Annotated in this window: 17 protein-coding genes and 1 tRNA gene; 7 read left to right on the plus strand and 11 right to left on the minus strand. The window is 58.9% G+C overall.

The genetic code is table 11. From position 1 onward, the window contains the following. Nucleotides 1-115: 115 nt before the first annotated feature. Nucleotides 116-1,606 (minus strand): aldehyde dehydrogenase family protein, encoded by a 1,491-nt coding sequence (locus GHO41_RS10200; RefSeq protein WP_048366572.1) that lies wholly within the window; start codon nt 1,604-1,606, stop codon nt 116-118. Between the two features lie 152 nt (nt 1,607-1,758). On the opposite strand from GHO41_RS10200, the gene GHO41_RS10205 reads away from it, so the two are divergent. From GHO41_RS10205 to GHO41_RS10220, 4 genes are all read left to right on the plus strand, one after another. After that, nucleotides 1,759-2,655 (plus strand): LysR family transcriptional regulator, encoded by an 897-nt coding sequence (locus GHO41_RS10205; protein ID WP_123751172.1) that lies wholly within the window; start codon nt 1,759-1,761, stop codon nt 2,653-2,655. A 177-nt stretch (nt 2,656-2,832) separates the two neighbouring features. Then, nucleotides 2,833-4,047, plus strand: a complete 1,215-nt coding sequence (gene pncB, locus GHO41_RS10210) for a nicotinate phosphoribosyltransferase (protein WP_153328482.1) — start codon at nt 2,833-2,835, stop codon at nt 4,045-4,047. A gap of 3 nt (nt 4,048-4,050) precedes the next feature. Then, nucleotides 4,051-4,878 (plus strand): ammonia-dependent NAD(+) synthetase, encoded by an 828-nt coding sequence (nadE, locus tag GHO41_RS10215; protein ID WP_048366575.1) that lies wholly within the window; start codon nt 4,051-4,053, stop codon nt 4,876-4,878. Between the two features lie 141 nt (nt 4,879-5,019). Next, complete coding sequence (locus tag GHO41_RS10220; RefSeq protein WP_048366576.1) at nt 5,020-5,457, plus strand: DUF4440 domain-containing protein; 438 nt, start codon at nt 5,020-5,022, stop codon at nt 5,455-5,457. A gap of 13 nt (nt 5,458-5,470) precedes the next feature. On the opposite strand, the gene GHO41_RS10225 is transcribed toward GHO41_RS10220, so the two are convergent. Next, on the minus strand, nt 5,471-6,670 hold the full coding sequence (locus GHO41_RS10225; protein WP_153392558.1) for an N-acetylmuramoyl-L-alanine amidase: 1,200 nt from the start codon (nt 6,668-6,670) through the stop codon (nt 5,471-5,473). Nucleotides 6,671-6,893: 223 nt separating this feature from the next. Between GHO41_RS10225 and GHO41_RS10230 the strand changes: the two genes are divergently transcribed. Beyond that, a complete protein-coding gene (locus tag GHO41_RS10230; protein WP_153433481.1) occupies nt 6,894-7,916 on the plus strand; it encodes a DUF1338 domain-containing protein in 1,023 nt (340 codons plus the stop codon). Between the two features lie 61 nt (nt 7,917-7,977). Here GHO41_RS10230 and azu read toward each other — a convergent pair whose 3' ends face one another. Next, nucleotides 7,978-8,424, minus strand: coding sequence for an azurin (gene azu / locus GHO41_RS10235; RefSeq protein ID WP_048366579.1), 447 nt, complete (start codon nt 8,422-8,424; stop codon nt 7,978-7,980). Between the two features lie 308 nt (nt 8,425-8,732). On the opposite strand from azu, the gene GHO41_RS10240 reads away from it, so the two are divergent. Next, nucleotides 8,733-8,927 (plus strand): hypothetical protein, encoded by a 195-nt coding sequence (locus GHO41_RS10240; protein ID WP_048366580.1) that lies wholly within the window; start codon nt 8,733-8,735, stop codon nt 8,925-8,927. 139 nt (nt 8,928-9,066) lie between these two features. Here the strand turns inward: GHO41_RS10240 and GHO41_RS10245 are convergent, their stop codons facing one another. The 8 genes from GHO41_RS10245 to rnr all read right to left on the minus strand — a co-directional run bounded on the left by GHO41_RS10245 (nt 9,067) and on the right by rnr (nt 18,853). Further along, complete coding sequence (locus GHO41_RS10245; protein ID WP_153433482.1) at nt 9,067-11,373, minus strand: YgiQ family radical SAM protein; 2,307 nt, start codon at nt 11,371-11,373, stop codon at nt 9,067-9,069. Nucleotides 11,374-11,546: 173 nt separating this feature from the next. Next, nucleotides 11,547-12,941, minus strand: a complete 1,395-nt coding sequence (gene dnaB, locus GHO41_RS10250) for a replicative DNA helicase (protein ID WP_048366583.1) — start codon at nt 12,939-12,941, stop codon at nt 11,547-11,549. Between the two features lie 122 nt (nt 12,942-13,063). Then, a complete protein-coding gene (rplI, locus tag GHO41_RS10255; protein WP_048366584.1) occupies nt 13,064-13,510 on the minus strand; it encodes a 50S ribosomal protein L9 in 447 nt (148 codons plus the stop codon). A gap of 19 nt (nt 13,511-13,529) precedes the next feature. Further along, nucleotides 13,530-14,426 (minus strand): hypothetical protein, encoded by an 897-nt coding sequence (locus tag GHO41_RS10260; RefSeq protein WP_048366585.1) that lies wholly within the window; start codon nt 14,424-14,426, stop codon nt 13,530-13,532. Nucleotides 14,427-14,462: 36 nt separating this feature from the next. After that, nucleotides 14,463-14,693 carry a 30S ribosomal protein S18 gene (rpsR, locus tag GHO41_RS10265; RefSeq protein WP_003171373.1) on the minus strand — a complete coding sequence of 77 codons (231 nt, stop codon included), beginning with the start codon at nt 14,691-14,693 and terminating at the stop codon, nt 14,463-14,465. A 28-nt stretch (nt 14,694-14,721) separates the two neighbouring features. Further along, nucleotides 14,722-15,147 (minus strand): 30S ribosomal protein S6, encoded by a 426-nt coding sequence (gene rpsF, locus GHO41_RS10270; protein ID WP_003439045.1) that lies wholly within the window; start codon nt 15,145-15,147, stop codon nt 14,722-14,724. 278 nt (nt 15,148-15,425) lie between these two features. Continuing rightward, a complete protein-coding gene (gene rlmB, locus GHO41_RS10275; protein WP_048366586.1) occupies nt 15,426-16,193 on the minus strand; it encodes a 23S rRNA (guanosine(2251)-2'-O)-methyltransferase RlmB in 768 nt (255 codons plus the stop codon). Continuing rightward, nucleotides 16,190-18,853, minus strand: coding sequence for a ribonuclease R (gene rnr, locus GHO41_RS10280; RefSeq protein ID WP_048385283.1), 2,664 nt, complete (start codon nt 18,851-18,853; stop codon nt 16,190-16,192). The genes rlmB and rnr overlap by 4 nt, the downstream gene beginning before the upstream one ends. A 223-nt stretch (nt 18,854-19,076) precedes the next feature. On the opposite strand from rnr, the gene GHO41_RS10285 reads away from it, so the two are divergent. After that, a tRNA-Leu gene (locus GHO41_RS10285) sits at nt 19,077-19,163 on the plus strand. Nucleotides 19,164-19,409 lie beyond the last annotated feature (246 nt).

Below are 19,409 nucleotides of genomic sequence, written 5' to 3' on the forward strand. Positions count from 1 at the left end.
TCCAGCAATGAAACCGGGTGATGATCTGACCTCATTCGTAGGAGTTGCCGCAGGCTGCGATCTTTTGATCTTGAAAGATCGCAGCCTGCGGCAGCTCCTACGGTGTGCTCGTCAGTTAGTCAAACGTAATACCCTGCGCCAACGGCAGTTCCAGCGAGTAGTTCACGGTGTTGGTCTGGCGGCGCATGTAGCCGCGCCAGGCGTCGGAGCCGGATTCTCGGCCGCCGCCGGTTTCTTTTTCGCCACCAAAGGCGCCGCCGATCTCTGCACCGCTCGGGCCAATGTTGACGTTGGCGATACCGCAGTCGCTGCCAGTGGCCGACATGAATTGCTCGGCCTCGCGCACGTCGGTGGTGAACACGCACGATGACAAGCCTTGCGGCACGGCGTTGTTCAGGCGCAAGGCTTCGGCAAAGTCGCTGTAGCCGATCACGTACAGGATCGGTGCAAAGGTTTCGCTGCACACCACTTCGCTTTGTTCCGGCATTTCCACAATGGCCGGGGCCACGTAGTACGCATCCGGGTATTGGCTGGCCAGTTGGCGCTCGCCGCCAAACACCCGCCCGCCTTCGCTCAGGGCTTGTTCCAGGGCGTTTTGCATGTTTTCAAAGCTGTGTTGGTCGATCAGCGGGCCGACCAGATTGCCTTCCAGCGGGTGGCCGATGCGCACTTTGGAGTACGCCGCTTTGAGCCGGGTGACGATGTCTGCTTTGACCGATTCGTGTGCGATCAACCGGCGCAGGCTGGTGCAACGCTGCCCGGCGGTGCCGACGGCGCTGAACAGGATGGCGCGCACGGCCATGTCCAGATCGGCGCTGGGGCCGAGGATCATCGCGTTGTTGCCGCCCAGTTCAAGAATGCTGCGGGCAAAACGCGCGGCGATTTTAGGCGCCACTTCGCGGCCCATGCGGGTGCTGCCGGTGGCGCTGATCAGCGCGACACGCGGGTCATCGACCAAGGCCTCACCGGCGTCGCGACCACCGATCACCACTTGGCTCAGGTACTGGGGCGCGTCGCTGAAGTTGCTGAGAACGCGGTCGAATAGCGCCTGACAGGCCAGCGCAGTCAGCGGGGTTTTCTCGGACGGCTTCCAAATCACCGCGTTGCCGCACACCAGCGCCAGCGTGGTGTTCCACGCCCACACGGCGACCGGGAAGTTAAAGGCGCTGATCACCCCGACCACGCCCAGCGGGTGCCAGGTTTCACGCATGTGGTGGCCCGGACGTTCCGAGGCGATGGTCAGGCCGTAGAGCTGACGCGACAGGCCGACGGCGAAGTCGCAGATGTCGATCATCTCCTGCACTTCGCCCAGGCCTTCCTGAGTGATTTTACCCGCTTCCCACGACACCAGTTCGCCCAGGTCCGCCTTGTATTCACGCAACAGGTCACCGAACTGGCGCACCAGTTCACCCCGGCGCGGCGCCGGGACTTTGCGCCAGGCCTCAAATGCATGTTCAGCGCGGGTCACGTGCTGTTCAACCTCGGCCGCCCCTTCCCACTGCACGGTGCCAATCTGGCTGCCATCAATCGGCGTGTAAACCGGCTGCTTGCCGCGTTGATACAGCGCCGGGTTCACGCCAAGACGATCCAGTAATGCAGCAACCATGGGGCACTCCTTAGATTCAATAATCAGGTTCTTAGGCCTTTAGTTGTAGCTGGCTCATCCGGCGGTAACAAACGACCTTTAAGCGAGATATCATTCCGAAAATTCATGCTGCACGGGTAAAGTCGGCGAACAACCAGCACTGGGGGGTCTTTATGCTGAACAAGCGTTATCTGCCATCGATCACGGCGTTGCAGTGTTTTGAGGCGGTGACCCGGCACCTGAGCTTTACCCGCGCCGCCGAAGAGCTGAACCTGACCCAAAGTGCAGTCAGCAAGCAGGTCGCGCAGCTGGAAGAGCTGCTTCAGCACTTGTTGTTCCGCCGGGTGCGGCGCCGCCTGCAACTGACACCCGCTGGCGACTTGTACCTGGTAGAAGTCCGAAAAATCCTGACCCAAGTCGAGATGTCGACCCACACCCTGCGCTCATATGGCGGCGAAACCGAGGTGCTGCGCGTGTCGACGCCGTCGACCTTTGGCGCCCGCTGGCTGATGCCGCGCCTCAAGGGCTGGCGGCTGCGGCACCCACATATTCATCTGGACGTGTGCAACGAACAACCTGCCGATGACTTGCTGCAAGGGCGCAGTGATCTGGCGTTCTATTTTGGCCAGGGGTCGCGGCCCGGCACCGAGTCCGTGAGGTTGTTCGGTGAAGAACTGGTAGCCGTGTGCGCGCCGTCAAGCTTGCCCGAGCGCCCCTTCGACGACCCGACGCAACTCACCGACCTGGTGCTGCTGCAAAACGCCTCACGCCCGCAGGCCTGGCACGAATGGTTTGAAAGCCAGGGTTATCACACCGATCACAGCTATCACGGGCCACGTTTCGACACGTTTTATATGTGCATCCGCGCGGCGCAGGTGGGCTGCGGCGTGGCCCTGCTGCCGAGGTTTCTGGTGGAAGAGGAACTGAGCGAAGGCAAGCTGGTCATTGCCTGGCAGCACCCGATGCCGAGCCGCGATGCGTATTATCTGGCCTACCCCGAACATTCGGCGGGCGTGCCGAAGGTCAAGGCGTTTGTGAACTGGATGATGGAACATCTGGATGACCTGTAGGAGCGAGCTTGCCTCGCGATCTTTTAAACGATCAAAAGATCGCGAGACAAGCTCGCTCCTACAGATGAGAGAAAAAACCGCTGGCAATACGGTCTGCGAATATGCGCCACTATCGCCATTCATTGAAAAAGCTGAACGCCGTGGCTATCAGGCACGGGCAGCATGGAGATTGCCGCTATGAGCGAGAGTGTGTTTGCCGACCGCATCGTGCAGAACTTGCTCGACACCGACTTCTACAAATTGACCATGATGCAGGCGGTGCTGCACAACTACCCCAACGTTGAAGTCGAATGGGAGTTCCGCTGTCGTAACAGCGAGGACCTGCGCCCGTACTTGAGCGAGATTCGCCACCAGATCGAACGCCTCGCCGAACTGAGCATGACCCCGGACCAGCTCGGCTTTCTGGAACGCATCACGTTTATGAAGCCCGACTTCATCCGCTTTCTGGGCCTGTTCCGCTTCAACCTGCGCTACGTGCACACCGGCATCGAAAACGGCGAGCTGTTTATCCGCCTGCGCGGCCCGTGGCTGCATGTGATTCTGTTTGAAGTGCCGCTGCTGGCGATTGTCAGTGAAGTGCGCAACCGCTCACGCTATGCCGGCACGCTGCTGCGAGAGGCCCGCGAGCAGTTGTATCGCAAGTTTGACTGGCTGCAAGCCAACGCCAATGCCGACGAACTGGCTGAGTTGCAAGTCGCCGATTTCGGCACGCGTCGCCGGTTTTCTTACCGGGTGCAGGAAGAAGTCGTCACGGTGCTCAAGCATGACTTCCCCGGGCGCTTTGTCGGCACCAGCAACGTCAACCTGTCCCGCGAGCTGGACATGAAGCCGCTGGGCACCATGGCCCACGAATGGATCATGGCGCACCAACAACTGGGCCCGCGCCTGATCGACAGCCAAAGCGCCGCGCTCGATTGCTGGGTGCGTGAGTACCGGGGCCTGCTGGGCATCGCCCTGACCGACTGCATCACCACCGACGCCTTTTTGGCCGACTTTGATCTGTACTTCGCCAAACTGTTCGACGGTTTGCGCCACGACTCGGGTGACCCGGTGGTGTGGGCCGAAAAATGCATTGCGCATTACCATCACCTGGGCATCGACCCGATGAGCAAGACCCTGGTGTTTTCCGACAGCCTGACGTTACCCCGCGCACTGGAGATTTTCCGGGCGTTGCGTGGCCGTATCAACGTCAGCTTCGGCATCGGGACTAACCTGACCTGCGACATTCCGGGTGTTGAGCCGATGAGCATCGTGCTTAAAATGACCGCCTGTAATGGCTCACCCGTCGCCAAGATTTCGGATGAGCCGGGCAAGACCCATTGCTCTGATCCAAACTTCGCCGCCTATTTGCGCCACGTTTTCAATGTTCCTGAACAATCCTCCAAGGAGTGAATCATGCAGGCCGTACAGCGTCAGATTGCTGAAGATCTCAATGTCCAACCGCCGTTTAAAGACACTGCCGCGCTTGAGTCCGAGATTGCACGGCGCATCACCTTTATTCAGTGCTGCCTGCACAACGCCAGGCTCAAGACCCTGGTGCTGGGCATCAGCGGCGGCGTCGACTCGTTGACCGCAGGCTTGCTGGCTCAGAAGGCCGTGCAGCAGCTGCGCGAACAGACCGGCGATCAGGCATACCGCTTTATTGCCGTGCGCCTGCCCTACGGCGTGCAGCAAGACGAAGCCGATGCCACCGCGGCCGTCGACTTTATCAACCCCGATGAGCGCCAGACCGTGAACATCGGCCCGGCAGTCAAAGCCCTGGCCGCTGAGGTCAGCGCGTTTGAAGGCAAAAAGCCAGAAACCGTGGACTTTGTGCTGGGCAACACCAAGGCGCGGATGCGCATGGTGGCGCAATACACCATCGCTGGCGCCACGGGCGGGCTGGTGATCGGCACCGACCACGCCGCCGAAGCCGTGATGGGCTTTTTCACCAAGTTTGGCGATGGCTCGTGCGACCTTGCCCCGCTCAGCGGGCTGGTAAAGCACCAGGTCCGGGCCATTGCCCGTCACTTGGGTGCACCAGAGTTTCTGGTCGAGAAAGTCCCTACCGCTGACCTGGAAGACCTCGCGCCGGGCAAACCCGACGAAGTCTCCCATGGCGTGACCTATGCCGAGATTGACGCGTTCCTGCACGGCGAGCCGGTGCGCGAAGAGGCGTTCAATATCATCTGCAGCACCTATGAGAAGACCCACCACAAGCGCGAGATGCCGTTCGCGCCGTGAGGCCTGGCTGCGCAGGCGGCGATGCATTCATCGCCACCTGCGCGTCTCAGAAACAACTTGTAACTTGCACGTTATAAAGTAACAACAATGCTGTAGCATGGGGGCGTTTCCGCACTTTAGAACCCCCATAGGTCAGCCTTGATGAGCCAAGCCCCTTCCTCACCGCCAGCCAACGAACCGTTTGCCGATACCGAACTGGCATGCCTCGTAGGTGCCAAAGCCGCCCTCTTCCGCTGGGCTGCAACCATTGCCACCCGTGACGTCGAACAAATCCTCGCGCTGTATGCCCCCGACGCCATCCTGGTGCCGACTTTGTCCAATCAGGTGCGTGATTGCGACGACAGCCGCCGTAACTATTTCGAGAACTTTTTGGCCAATGAGGGGCTGGTGTGTGACATCCAGGTGTTCAAAAAGCGCGTCAGCCGCAAACTCGGCACCGTGGTCGTGGGCGGCCTTTACACCTTTGCCTACCGGGCAAACAACGAACAGCGCCTGGTACCGGCGCGGTTCCTGTTCACCTTCGAACGCATCAATGACGTGTGGCTGATTACGGGCCATCACTCCTCTATCGAAGCGTGACCCGTTTGCGGGCTCAGGCAGACTCGTTTCTGACCTTGGCCGCGATCAGGCTGTCAGCGGGCGGGCGCTGACGGAAGTACTGGTCTACCCCGGCAAAGATCGCCTCGGCAATTTTGCGTTGGTGGCGGGTGTCATGCAGCCGCTGGCAATCGTTGACGTTGGAAATGAACCCGGTCTCCACCAGAATCGACGGCACCGCCGCCGACTTGAGCACGGCAAACCCGGCCTGCTCAACCCTGGATTGATGCAGCCGTGCAACGCCGCCCAGTTGTGACAGCACCTGATGCCCCAGGTCCAGGCTGGTGGAGATGGTCGCGTTCATCGACATGTCCAGCAGCACGCCCGCCACCATCGGGTCGTCCTTGTGCAGCTTGACGTTTAAGCCGCCGCCCACCGAATCGGCGTCGTTTTCACGATCCGCCATCCAGCGCGCCATCGAAGACGTCGCCCCGTTTTGCGAGAGCGCAAAGACCGACGCACCTGACGCCGTCAACCTCGGCGCCGCATCCGCATGCACGGAGATAAACAGATCGGCATCGAGCTTCTGGGCCACTTCGGCACGCTTGCGCAGCGGAATAAAGATGTCATCGGTACGCACCAGCTTGGCCTTGTAGCCCTTTTGCGCGTCGATACGCTTGGCCAGCAGCTTGGCGATTTGCAGCGCAACGATCTTCTCTTGTTCACCCTTGGAACCCACCGCGCCGGGGTCTTTGCCACCGTGGCCAGCATCAATGACCACAAGCAGGTCCCTATTGCGCTTGGCTACCGGGCGTTCGGGGGCGCTTGGCGTGACAGCTGATGAGGCAACTGCTTTCGCCGGCTGGCCCGTCAGTTGTAGCTCCAGGCGGTGGCCATTGGCCGACAGGGGCCTGAGCGCAGCGCGCACACCGGCATCTGCCAGGTCCAGTACGATGCGCAGATCACCCGCCGGGGTTTTGCCGCTGCGGATGGCGGTGACAGGCGTGCCGTCCAGCACCAGCCCTTCCAAGGGTGCTGCCAACACCGCGCGTTTGAGGTCAATCACCACGCGGGGCGGCGACTCGAGGGTAAAGCTGTTGGCGATGACTGGCCCGCTGAGGTCAAACAGCAGCGTGGTCGAACCTTGCACCCGACTGACACTCACACGCCGCACTGCTTGTGAGGCATACGCTATAAGTGGCGTCGGCAATGCCAACCCGGCCAAGAGAAATTTCACCACGCTACGTCTGTCCATACACCTTCCACGCACTCGAATACTCCGGTCGCGTCATCTTACTCGTTACGTTATAACGGCTAGATGAAGATTTTGACGGGCAGGTTTTATCATCAAAAGGCCGCGCAGACCTGTCTGCGCCACAGCCAGAAAAAACGGAATGAACCCCGCATTTTTTTTCGCTTGTCCGCACGGGGCTCAGCGGCTTTGATAGACCTCTATTTGGTCGTCAGAGCCCTGCCCCATGTCTTCTTTCGATGGTTTGTTCTCTTTGGTTGAATCGGCACTCGATCAGCCAACCGCTCACTGGTTGCGCGAGCATGTCGAGGTGCCCCCTGCCTTGCAGCGCTTTAACTGGAGCGAACAGTCGCTGCACCGCGTATGGCTCGCGCAAGCGCTGAACCTGTGTTTGTTCCACACCTTGGTCAACGCCGTGCCAGATGGCCGACGGTATGTCGAAGAACAAGCCCGGCAAGGGCGCAAGGTGGTGTTTGATCACGGCGCCATTCGCACAGTGGACTGGCCCATTAACGGTCAATTGCCACGCGGCCGTCAGGCGTTTGCACGTTTGCTGGAGCCGCTGGGCTTTACCGATGTGCGCACCTACCCGCTGACCAAACTGAACATGACCGGCTGGGGCTATCGCCAAATGGACCTGCCTGAAGACATTGCCCAGTTTTTTGTCTCGGAGCTGCACCCCGGGCGCTTCAGCGAGGCCTTTCAGCACGCCGTCACTCGCGTGGTCGGCTCAAGCCTCGACCCGCTGCAGCCTGAACACCTGAACCTGCTCAACCGCCTGAGCCTGACCCGCCATTGCAGCCTGAGCGAGGCCCGCACGCTGTTGCCCGCCTTGCACCGCGCCTTTGGCCGCCAACACGGCGTGGTCCACGCAGCGGACTACCAGTGCTTGCTCAACGAAAGCGCAGAAATGGCCTGGATCGCCACCGAGGGCAACAGCTTCAACCATTTGACCGACCGCGTGCAGGACCTGAACGCCTGCGTCGCCCGGCAGCGCGAGTTGCAGCGGCCAATGAAAGACAGCATTGAGGTGTCAGCTTCGGGGCGAGTCATGCAGACGGCCTACCGCGCCTGCACCGTCACCCGCGAGCTGATCGATGCCCAAGGCCAGTGCCGCGAGCATCAAGTGCCGGGCTCGTTTGTCGAGTTTATTCAGCGCAAGGTCGACCCGGACAACGGCCGCATCGACCTGAATTTCGACAGCAGCAACGCCCAGGGCATTTTCAAGATGACCGACTCAAAAGCCTGAGCCTGAATGCAAACAGCCCCGACGGCGCAACGCACGTCAGGGCTGTTTGAGGGACCTGCGCTTATTTCAGCGTGACGGTGCCTTTCATCATCGAGATATGGCCCGGGAACGAGCAGAAGAACCCGTACTTCTCGTCCGCTTTGAGCTTGGAGACATCAAAGGTCACGGAGTCGGTTTCGCCAGCGCCAATCACCTTGGTGTGCGCGATGATGCGCGTGTCGCCATCCTTCAGATAGTCTTTGTCGATACCCGCGCTCAGACCATCAGTAGAGATAGGCTGCATATCGGCTTCTTTACTCAGTACCCAGTTATGGCCCATGACTGCTTTTGGCAAGCTACCGGAGTGTGTCAGCTCTACGGTGAAGGTTTTGCAGGACTTGTCGATCTCGATAGCTTTGGTGTTGAACGACATTTGGTCGGTCGAATCAACGGTGACCTTGCACTCAGCTGCTAACAATTGGCCGCTGGCCAAGGTCAAAAGAGATACCGCAACAACTTTTGCAAACATGGTTTTTCTCCAAGGTAGGGTACAAAAAATCCATAATTTGTATACAGGATGCACGAAAACGGGCGTTGTTCCAATGACCCACGTCACGTCCTGACGTTTTTTGTCATGACCTTCTATCAGGCAAACGAACGTAAGACCAGCATCCTTAAGCCATTTTGGGCTTTTTCGGGGTTTAATCGGCATCTGGGTGTAGAGTCGTGTTTTGCGCGCAAACAGCCTGATGGCAAAAACCCAGCTAACGGCAAGGCACTAATACAGGGCAGAATACGCGCCGCTCAACCTCACCTTCGACCCCAAGAGGATCGCTCATGGCCAAACCCAACTATAACTTCGCCAAACGTCAACGAGACCTGGCTAAAGAGCAGAAGAAAGAGGAAAAGCTCGCGCGCAAAAAAGCCGCAGCAGAAGGCACTCCTGTAGAGAACGATCAAGACGTTGATGCAGAACACGACGTCGCGCAAGAAGACGCAGACGCCACACAAACCCCAGCCCCCCACGCATAACCCCACACCCCAGAATGCACAACGCCAGCCCGAAGGCTGGCGTTGGTGTAGGCCGTGCACTTATCTGTAGGAGCGAGCTTGCCTCGCGATCTTTTAAAGCTCAAAAGATCGCGAGACAAGCTCGGGCCTACGCAGGCTTTTAGCGCGGGACTACGGGCTTGCGCACAGGCTTCTTGCCTTTCCCGCCCTTGGCGGCTTCCTGACGCTCTTTGGCCGCTTGTTTATTACGGGCAAACGCCGCAGCCTTGGCCTCTTCACGCTTGTCCCACGGATTGCCACCATCGCTGGCACGCGGCGGCAAGCCGGTGTGTTGCGTCAAGATCTTGGTGGTCTTGCCACCGGCAACCTTGTGACTGCCAGCCGGCGTCGAGTTTTTACGGCGTGCGCTCTGGTAGCTGTCGGTCGCTGGCTGATGCAGCGGGATCAGTTGATCCTTGCCCGAGCCGATCAAGTCAGCACGGCCCATGCGGGTCAGCGCCTCACGCAGCATCGGCCAGCCTTTAGGGTCGTGATAACGCAAGAACGCCTTGTGCAGACGACGCTGCTCTTCGCTCTTGACGATGGTCACGCCGTCACTCTTGCAAGTGACCTTGCGCAGCGGGTTCTTGCCCGAGTGGTACATCGCCGTGGCCGTGGCCATGGGCGACGGGTAGAACGCCTGCACTTGGTCAGCCCGGAAGCCGTTGCCCTTGAGCCACAGCGCCAGGTTCATCATGTCTTCGTCAGTGGTGCCAGGGTGCGCCGCAATGAAGTACGGGATCAGGTACTGCTCTTTGCCTGCTTCCTTGGTGTACTTCTCGAACATGCGCTTGAAGCGGTCATAAGTGCCAATGCCCGGCTTCATCATCTGGTTGAGCGGACCTTCCTCGGTGTGTTCCGGGGCGATCTTCAGGTAACCGCCCACGTGGTGGGTCACCAGCTCTTTAACGTACTCCGGCGACTCGACCGCGAGGTCATAACGCAGGCCGGAAGCGATCAGGATCTTCTTCACGCCCGGCAGGGCACGGGCGCTGCGGTACAGCTGGATCAGCGACGAGTGGTCGGTGTTCAGGTTCGGGCAGATGCCCGGGAACACGCACGACGGCTTGCGGCACGCGGATTCGATTTCCGGGCTCTTGCAGGCGATGCGGTACATGTTCGCGGTCGGGCCGCCGAGGTCGGAAATGACGCCGGTGAAACCCGGCACCTTGTCGCGGATCTCTTCGATTTCGCGAATGATCGACTCTTCGGAACGGTTCTGGATGATCCGGCCTTCGTGCTCGGTAATCGAGCAGAAGGTGCAGCCACCAAAGCAGCCACGCATGATGTTCACCGAGAAACGGATCATGTCGTAGGCCGGGATTTTTTCCTTGCCGTAGGCCGGGTGCGGAATACGCGCGTAAGGCATGCCAAACACGTAGTCCATCTCTTCGGTGGTCATCGGAATCGGAGGCGGGTTGAACCACACGTCCACTTCGCCATGCTTCTGCACCAGCGCACGGGCGTTGCCCGGGTTGGTTTCGAGGTGAAGCACGCGGTTGGCGTGAGCGTACAGCACCGCGTCAGCACGTACCTTTTCAACGGACGGCAAGCGAATCACCGTCTTGTCGCGGGTCATGCGCGGGCTGGCCAGGATCTGCACCACCTTGGCTTCGTTCGGGTCTTCAACCGGGCCTTTTTCTTGCTCGATGGCGCAGGCCTGAGTGTCCTGGGTGTTCACGTACGGGTTGATGATCTTGTCGATCTTGCCCGGACGGTCGATACGCGTGGAGTCCACTTCGTACCAGTCTTTAGGCGTGTCACGGCGAATGAACGCGGTACCGCGCACATCGGTGATGTCTTCGATCTTGTGGCCATAGGACAGGCGCTGGGCGACTTCGACAATGGCCCGCTCGGCGTTGCCGTACAGCAGGATGTCGGCGCAGGCGTCGATCAGGATCGAGTTGCGTACGCGGTCTTGCCAGTAGTCGTAATGGGCAATGCGGCGCAGGGAGGCCTCGATGCCACCAAGCACAATCGGTACATTTTTGTAGGCTTCTTTACAGCGCTGGCTGTACACCAGGCTCGCGCGGTCCGGACGTTTGCCAGCCATGCCACCGGGGGTGTAGGCGTCATCGGAACGGACTTTTTTGTCGGCGGTGTAGCGGTTGATCATCGAGTCCATGTTGCCGGCCGCGACGCCGAAAAACAGGTTCGGCTCGCCCAGCTTCATGAAGTCGTCTTTGGACTGCCAGTTCGGCTGGGCAATGATGCCCACACGGAAACCCTGGGACTCCAGCAAGCGGCCGATGATGGCCATGCCAAACGACGGGTGATCGACATACGCATCACCGGTCACGATGATGATGTCGCATGAATCCCAGCCAAGCTGATCCATCTCCTCCCTGCTCATGGGCAGGAATGGCGCTGGCCCGAAACATTCGGCCCAGTACTTCGGATAGTCAAAAATTGGCTTCGCTGCTTGCATGTCGATGACCGGTGTTGAGTGCAAAAAAAGGGCGCGACATTTACTGAGAAATTCGCGGGCGCGGAATATAGCACAAAAAATGACCAATTCCGACGGCGGCGGTCGGAATTGGCAAGTGTAAGGCCAGCTGTAGCAGGAGCCAATGGCGGGCGTTGCTGACAGCGGGCTACTGGTTACTCGTCGTCGAAGTTGTAACTGCCCGGCGCGAGGTTTTCGAAGCGCGTGTATTTGCCGATAAACGCCAAACGCGCCGTGCCGATCGGGCCGTTACGCTGCTTGCCAATGATGATTTCAGCAACGCCCTTGTGCTCGGTTTCGGGGTGATACACCTCGTCCCGATACACGAACATGATGACGTCGGCGTCCTGCTCGATGGCTCCGGATTCACGCAAGTCGGAGTTGATCGGGCGCTTGTTGGGCCGTTGTTCCAGGGAACGGTTGAGCTGCGACAGGGCAATGACCGGGCAGTTGAATTCCTTGGCCAGCGCTTTCAGGGACCGCGAAATTTCAGAAATCTCGTTGGTCCGGTTATCGCCGCCCGAACCCGGGATCTGCATCAACTGCAGGTAGTCGATCATGATCATGCCAATCTCGCCGTGCTCACGCACCAGGCGCCGGGTACGCGCACGCATCTCGGACGGGCTGATACCGGCCGTGTCGTCGATGAACAGCTTGCGATCGTTGAGCAGGTTGACCGCCGAGGTCAGGCGTGGCCAGTCGTCATCTTCGAGGCGACCCGCACGCACCTTGCTCTGATCGATACGCCCAAGCGACGAGAGCATACGCATGATCAGCGATTCACCTGGCATCTCAAGCGAGTAAACCAGTACCGCCTTGTCGCTGCGCAACACGGCGTTCTCAACCAGGTTCATGGCGAAGGTGGTTTTACCCATCGAGGGACGGCCCGCGACGATGATCAAGTCGGCTGGCTGCAAGCCGCTGGTCATGTTGTCGAGGTCGGTGTAGCCGGTGGACAAGCCGGTAATGGCTTCGTCGGTATTAAACAGGGTGTCGATACGGTCGATGGCTTTGGTCAACAGGTCGTTGACGCTCACCGGGCCGCCGGTTTTCGGCCGGGCCTCGGCAATCGCAAAGATCTGCCGTTCAGCTTCGTCGAGGATCTCTTCTGCGGTGCGGCCTTCCGGGTTGAAGGCGCTGTCGGCAATTTCAGTGCTGATGCCGATCAGTTGGCGCAACGTCGCACGCTGACGAACGATCTGGGCGTAGGCCTTGATGTTCGCCACCGACGGGGTGTTCTTCGCCAGTTCGCCCAGGTAACCCAGACCACCGACTTGCGAGGTCTGACCTTCCTTGTCCAATTGCTCGGCAAGGGTCACGACGTCAATGGGTGAGTTCTGGTCGGCCAGTTTGGCGATGGCACGGAAAATCAGGCGATGGTCATGCCGATAAAAATCGCCGTCCGAGACCTGATCCAACACGCGTTCCCAGGCGTTGTTGTCCAGCATCAGACCACCGAGCACAGCCTGTTCGGCCTCGATGGAGTGCGGCGGCACCTTCAGGGCTGCGGTTTGCAGGTCGTATTGCTCAGGAGCGGAAATATCGTTCATGGCCACGTGTCAGTTTGGGGTGAAAATCAGGATCAGCAGAAAGACAAAGGGCACGACCTGTAAACAGGATCGTGCCCGATGTTAACCGTCCAGCACACACGGTGCCAGTCAGTTAAGACTGCTTAAGCAGCTACCACAACAACGCGTACGGTTGCTTCAACTTCGGCGTGCAGGTGCACAGCCACGTCGAATTCGCCAACGTTGCGGATAGTGCCGTTCGGCAGACGAACTTCGCTTTTTGCAACTTCAACGCCAGAGGCGGTCAGTGCATCAGCGATGTCGTGAGTACCGATCGAACCGAACAGCTTGCCTTCGTCACCGGCGGTGGCAGTGATAGTCACTTCCAGCTCGCCCAGTTGAGCAGCACGAGTTTCGGCCGAAGCTTTCTTGTCAGCTGCTGCTTTTTCCAGCTCAGCGCGACGCTCTTCAAACGCAGCCAGGTTGGCAGCGGTTGCAGCGGTAGCTTTGCCGTACGGCAGCAGGTAGTTACGACCGTAGCCGGCCTTAACATTTACTTTGTCGCCCAGGTTGCCCAGGTTTGCGACTTTTTCCAGAAGGATCAGTTGCATGTGAAAATCCTCTTAACTTTTAACCTTCACCGTCCGCAGAGCCTTTATCAGCGTCTTTCGGCGCCAGACGTCCGCGAAAATCAATCAGGCTGTCGACAATGGCCAAGACCACGAGCAACGGATAGATCAGCTGCATGAACAGCAGCAGCGTGACGTACAACCCCACCAGCCAAAACTTGGCCAGTCGCTTTTTCGCTACCAGCCCGTGTATCAGGGCCAGGCCGGCGAAGAACAACGCTACGCTGCACAACGGCGTTAGCATGGCCATTTGCGGACCGAAGTTCGGCCCTACAAGCATGCACGCCAGCAACAATAGCGCTGGTCCCAGCGGTAGGCGGATGCTGCGAAATTCGCTGGCAAAACCGCCCGGGTTGTACAACAGCGCTTGCCAGTAACGCCCAAGAATCAGGCTCAGCACGCTGACGACCTGCATCAAAGCTGCAATCAAACCGGTGAGGACGGGTGCAATCAGTGCTCCGAGGCGCGCTCGCTCTACGTCAGATAACTTGTCGTAGAGACCACTGAGGATCTGCGGCAGAAGTTTTTCCAACTCCTGCGCCATCGCACCAATGGGTTCGCGGAAAACCGTGCCCAGAACCACGCCATACACCACACCCAACGCTACGCTGACCAGCAGCACGCGGTACCAGGGCTGACCGGCGCGCAAGAGCATCGCCAATCCCAGGGTTCCCAACAGCACCATCAAGGTGCGGGGTTCGCCCATAAACCACCAGGCCAAGGCCGGCAGTAAAGCCCATGAGAGGATGCTCAAGGCATCTCTCGGACCGCGCCGCAGGAGCACAAGGCAACCTGCAGCAGCACTCAACCAGAACAAAAACGGCAATGCCGCACATCCGGCCACGATTAACGTGGCCTGCACACGGCCTCGCATGATGAACTCAGCTAGGGCACGCATGCATTCAATCCTTTACTACCTGTCGACTGCCCGGTCTCAGCGGCCGTGGCTGTCGGTGTAGGCCAGCAGGGCCAGGAAGCGGGCGCGCTTGATAGCGGTGGCCAGCTGACGCTGATAACGAGCTTTAGTACCGGTGATGCGGCTTGGAACAATTTTGCCGGTCTCGGATACGTAAGCTTTCAGAGTGTTGAGATCTTTGTAATCGATCTCTTTCACTTCTTCTGCGGTGAAGCGGCAGAATTTACGACGACGGAAGAAACGTGCCATGTAATTGGCTCCTCAAAAGGTCCGTGGATTACTCGTCAGCGTTATCGCTGGCGTCGCTGTTATCGCTGTCATCGCCATCGGCGCTGTCAGAATGCTCAGGACGGTCACGACGCTCACGGCGCTCACTGCGGTTCTCTTCAGCCTTGAGCATCTCGGACTGGCCAGTTACGGCTTCGTCGCGACGGATGACCAGGTTACGGATCACAGCATCGTTGTAACGGAAGTTGTCTTCCAGCTCAGCCAGGGCTTTGCCAGTGCACTCAACGTTCAGCATCACGTAGTGAGCCTTGTGAACATTGTTGATTGCGTAGGCCAGTTGACGACGGCCCCAATCTTCCAGACGGTGGATTTTGCCGCCGTCTTCTTCGATCAGCTTGGTGTAACGCTCTACCATGCCGCCGACTTGTTCGCTTTGATCCGGGTGGACCAAAAAGATGATTTCGTAATGACGCATGAATGCTCCTTACGGGTTGTAGCCTGCCGCTAACTTAAAGCGGTCAGACAAGGAGTGAATGACACTTGTGTGTCTTGCCTAGAGAGGCACATATGCGCCCGCCATGATGGCAAGGGGCGCAATTGTAGAGAAGGGACAAGAGCGACGCAAGGTGATTGGTGATTATTTGAACAATTCAAACGCCCCCCATAACCGTAGGAGCGAGCTTGCCTCGCGATCTTTTGATCTTTACAAGATCGCGAGGCAAGCTCGCTCCTACCGTTGAGGGCGGGTGTGGGTTATTTCTTTTTGGCAGGAGCCTTGGCTTTGACGCTGCGCTGACGCAGGGCTTCGAACAGGCAAACGCCGGTCGCTACCGAGACGTTCAGGCTGCTGACGCTGCCCGCCATCGGCAGGCGCACCAGGTAGTCACAATGCTCGCGGGTCAGGCGGCGCATGCCTTTGCCTTCAGCACCCATGATCATGATGGTCGGGCCGGTCAGGTCTTGCTCGTACAGTTCCTGCTCGGCTTCGCCCGCCGTACCGACGATCCACAAGCCACGCTGTTGCAGCTTTTTAAGCGTCGCGGCCAGGTTGGTCACAGCCACCAAAGGAATCACTTCCGCCGCACCGCAGGCTACTTTTCGTACCGTTGGGGTCAGCGTTGCCGACTTGTCTTTAGGCACGATAACCGCCAGTGCACCGGCCGCATCGGCGGTACGCAGGCAAGCACCCAGGTTGTGCGGGTCTGTCACGCCATCCAGCACCAGAATCAGCGGAGCACCTTCGGTGCGATCCAACAATTCGTTGAGCATGGCCTCGCCCCACACCTGGCTCGGGCTCACATCCGCCACAACGCCCTGGTGCACGCCTTCAACCCAGGCGTCCATTTCACGGCGCTCGGCCTGACCGACGTCGATCCGGTTTTCAGCAGCCAGCGCGACCAGGGTCTGGACGCGAGGATCGTTGCGGCTTTCAGCCAACCAGATGTGCTTGACGCGTTTTGGGTGGTGACGAAGCAACGCTTCTACGGCGTGAATGCCGTAGATTTTTTCCAACTGACTCATGACTTGGCCTTAGGTTTGCGCGACCCGCCGCTTTTGCTGGCAGGCGCAGCGCCCGATTTTGGCGGGCCTTTACGATGTTTGCTGGGTTTGGAAGGCTTGCCCGCGTCTTTAGCGGGTGCTGCCCTCCCCGACTTTCCCGACTCCGATGCTCGACCGCCGCTTTTCGCATCGGCCAACAGCGCCTTTTTCACTTCGCGGCTTTTACGCACTTCGGCGTTATTGGCCGCCGCGTCGCTGGAGCGATAAGCGCCGTCAGACGCTTTCACGGTTTTGGCTGGCGCGCTGCGGCGAGCGGGTTTAGCCGCTTCAACCGGTGGCGGCTCAGTCGGCTTGGTCCCGGACTTACCCGCGTTTTTGCGCACAGGCTTTTCGTCGGTGCGGTTTTTACGACCAATCGGCGCGCTGAGGGTTTTCTCAGCCATTTCGAAGTCGATTTTGCGCTCGTCCAGATCAACCCGCATGACGCGCACTTCAACCGTGTCACCCAAGCGGAAGCTGCGACCGGTGCGCTCGCCCGCCAGGCGGTGATGCACAGGATCAAAGTGGTAGTAGTCGCCCGGCAAGGCGGTCACGTGGACCAGACCTTCAACATAAATGTCGGTCAGTTCAACGAACAGGCCAAAACCGGTAACTGCCGTCACCACACCCGGGAACGTCTCGCCTACGCGGTCCTTCATGAACTCGCACTTGAGCCAGTTGGTCACGTCACGCGTGGCTTCATCGGCACGGCGCTCGCTCATCGAGCATTGCTCGCCGAGCTGCTCCAGAATCGCTTCGTCGTACGGGTAAATGCGCGCTTTCGGGATGGTCATCGCGCCAGCACGCAGAACGTGCGGGGTATCCTGCTTGGAGTGGATAACGCTGCGAATCGCCCGATGCGTGAGCAAGTCCGGGTAACGACGGATCGGCGAAGTGAAGTGGGTATAGGCCTCGTAGTTCAGGCCGAAGTGGCCCTGGTTATCAGCGCTGTACACCGCCTGGCTCAACGAGCGCAGCATCACGGTCTGGATCAGGTGGTAATCGGGGCGATCCTTGATGTGCTCAAGCAAGGCCTGATAGTCCTTCGGCGAAGGGCCATCCTTACCTTTGTGCAGGCTCAGACCCAACTCACCGAGGAACGCGCGGAGTTTTTCCAGACGCTCAGGCGGCGGGCCGTCGTGCACACGGTACAGGGCCGGGATTTCGTGCTTCTTGAGGAACTCAGCGGTGGCCACGTTGGCCGCCAGCATGCACTCTTCGATCAGCTTGTGCGCGTCATTACGCGTGGTTGGGCGAATTTCAGCGATTTTGCGCTCGGAACCGAAGATGATCCGGGTTTCCTGGGTTTCAAAATCAATCGCGCCACGGGTATGACGAGCGCCCAGCAGCACTTTGTACAGTGCGTACAGTTGCTTGAGGTGCGGCACCACATCAGCGTATTCGCTGCGCAGTTGCTTGGCGTCGTTGGTTTTCGGGTGCTCAAGGATGGTGCTGACCTTGTTGTAGGTCAGACGCGCCTGTGAGTGAATCACCGCCTCGTAGAACTGATAGTCGGTCATTTCGCCGGTTTTGGAGATGGTCATCTCGCACACCATGGCCAAACGGTCGACTTTAGGGTTCAGGGAGCACAGGCCGTTGGACAACTCCTCGGGCAGCATGGGAATCACGCGCTCCGGGAAGTACACCGAGTTGCCACGCACTTGGGCTTCAGCGTCCAGCGCCGAACCAATTTTCACGTAGCTGGATACGTCGGCAATGGCCACGTAGAGCTTCCAGCCGCCACCGAACAAGCGCAGCTTGCCGGACTTGGCTTCGCAATACACGGCGTCATCGAAGTCGCGGGCATCTTCGCCGTCAATGGTGACGAACGGCAGATGACGCAGGTCGATGCGCTTCTCTTTGTCTTTCTCTTCAACTTCTGGCTTGAGCTTGGCGGCTTCTTTAAGCACAGCCTCCGGCCAGACATGAGGAATGTCGTAGGTGCGCAGCGCGATGTCGATTTCCATGCCGGGCGCCATGTAGTTGCCCACCACTTCAAGCACATCACCCTGCGGCTGGAAGCGCGGGGTCGGCCAGTGAGTGATCTTCACTTCAACGAACTGCCCGATCTTCGCGCCCGCATTGCGGCCCGGAGTCACCAGCACTTCCTGCTGGATTTTCGGGTTATCGGCCACTACAAAGCCGATGCCGCCTTCTTCGAAGTAACGACCCACGATGGTTTCGTGAGCACGCGACACCACTTCAACGATCACGCCTTCACGACGGCCACGGCGGTCCAGACCCGAAACACGGGCCAGCGCACGGTCGCCATCGAACACCAGACGCATTTGCGCCGGGCTCAGGAACAGGTCATCGCTGCCATCGTCCGGCACCAAAAAGCCGAAGCCATCACGGTGACCGCTGATGCGGCCCAGGATCAGGTCGAGCTTGTCTACCGGTGCGTACGTGCCACGGCGGGTGTAAATCAGTTGAGCATCGCGCTCCATCGCACGCAGGCGGCGACGCAGGGCTTCAATTTGGTCTTCGGTCGTGAGCCCAAACTCTGCGACCAACTGCTCACGAGCAGCAGGCGAACCGCGTTCAGCCAGATGCTGAAGGATCAGTTCGCGACTTGGGATAGGGTTTTCGTATTTTTCCGCTTCACGTGCGGCCTCGGGATCGAGGGTCTGCCAATCGGCCATTAGATAGTTTTCACCTTGTCTATATGCGGTTAGTTTGGCATACGCGTATTGAAACGGGAAATTTCGGACTCTAGCAGTGCCTTATTAGCCGGTTCTGACGCGCCTGGCGGGCTCAAACACACCGCCCGCGAAATATTTTGAATATTTTTAATCACAACGCTTTACAGGTCAAAGGGGCATCCGTATAGTGCGCGCCATCGACAACGGCGACGTTGCAGATACTGCCCAGATGGTGAAATTGGTAGACACGCCAGCTTCAGGTGCTGGTGGCCGCAAGGCCGTGGAAGTTCGAGTCTTCTTCTGGGCACCAATTTAGAGAGTGAGATTAGTACAATCTTGCATCTCACACAAAACCCGCGAAAGCGGGTTTTTTGCATTTGGGGGTTTCACAAAGATTTTTGATTTATAAACCAAAACAGGGGTTTACAGATCAAATAGCTCTCCGTATAGTGCGCCACATCAACAGCGGCAACGTTGCTGATACTGCCCAGATGGTGAAATTGGTAGACACGCCAGCTTCAGGTGCTGGTGGCCGCAAGGCCGTGGAAGTTCGAGT

Source organism: Pseudomonas sp. FSL R10-0399, assembly GCF_009600165.1.
Classification (GTDB): domain Bacteria; phylum Pseudomonadota; class Gammaproteobacteria; order Pseudomonadales; family Pseudomonadaceae; genus Aquipseudomonas; species Aquipseudomonas helleri.

What these genes read in the sequence shown, in the direction of transcription:
- GHO41_RS10220 (WP_048366576.1), top strand. Translation starts at nt 5,020, where the DNA reads ATGAGCCAAGCCCCTTCCTCACCGCCAGCCAACGAACCGTTTGCCGAT.
- azu (WP_048366579.1), bottom strand. Translation starts at nt 8,424, where the DNA reads ATGTTTGCAAAAGTTGTTGCGGTATCTCTTTTGACCTTGGCCAGCGGC.
- GHO41_RS10205 (WP_123751172.1), top strand. Translation starts at nt 1,759, where the DNA reads ATGCTGAACAAGCGTTATCTGCCATCGATCACGGCGTTGCAGTGTTTT.
- GHO41_RS10240 (WP_048366580.1), top strand. Translation starts at nt 8,733, where the DNA reads ATGGCCAAACCCAACTATAACTTCGCCAAACGTCAACGAGACCTGGCT.
- rpsR (WP_003171373.1), bottom strand. Translation starts at nt 14,693, where the DNA reads ATGGCACGTTTCTTCCGTCGTCGTAAATTCTGCCGCTTCACCGCAGAA.
- GHO41_RS10200 (WP_048366572.1), bottom strand. Translation starts at nt 1,606, where the DNA reads ATGGTTGCTGCATTACTGGATCGTCTTGGCGTGAACCCGGCGCTGTAT.
- rnr (WP_048385283.1), bottom strand. Translation starts at nt 18,853, where the DNA reads ATGGCCGATTGGCAGACCCTCGATCCCGAGGCCGCACGTGAAGCGGAA.
- GHO41_RS10230 (WP_153433481.1), top strand. Translation starts at nt 6,894, where the DNA reads ATGTCTTCTTTCGATGGTTTGTTCTCTTTGGTTGAATCGGCACTCGAT.
- GHO41_RS10245 (WP_153433482.1), bottom strand. Translation starts at nt 11,373, where the DNA reads ATGCAAGCAGCGAAGCCAATTTTTGACTATCCGAAGTACTGGGCCGAA.
- rpsF (WP_003439045.1), bottom strand. Translation starts at nt 15,147, where the DNA reads ATGCGTCATTACGAAATCATCTTTTTGGTCCACCCGGATCAAAGCGAA.
- rplI (WP_048366584.1), bottom strand. Translation starts at nt 13,510, where the DNA reads ATGCAACTGATCCTTCTGGAAAAAGTCGCAAACCTGGGCAACCTGGGC.
- rlmB (WP_048366586.1), bottom strand. Translation starts at nt 16,193, where the DNA reads ATGAGTCAGTTGGAAAAAATCTACGGCATTCACGCCGTAGAAGCGTTG.
- nadE (WP_048366575.1), top strand. Translation starts at nt 4,051, where the DNA reads ATGCAGGCCGTACAGCGTCAGATTGCTGAAGATCTCAATGTCCAACCG.
- dnaB (WP_048366583.1), bottom strand. Translation starts at nt 12,941, where the DNA reads ATGAACGATATTTCCGCTCCTGAGCAATACGACCTGCAAACCGCAGCC.
- GHO41_RS10260 (WP_048366585.1), bottom strand. Translation starts at nt 14,426, where the DNA reads ATGCGTGCCCTAGCTGAGTTCATCATGCGAGGCCGTGTGCAGGCCACG.
- GHO41_RS10225 (WP_153392558.1), bottom strand. Translation starts at nt 6,670, where the DNA reads ATGGACAGACGTAGCGTGGTGAAATTTCTCTTGGCCGGGTTGGCATTG.
- pncB (WP_153328482.1), top strand. Translation starts at nt 2,833, where the DNA reads ATGAGCGAGAGTGTGTTTGCCGACCGCATCGTGCAGAACTTGCTCGAC.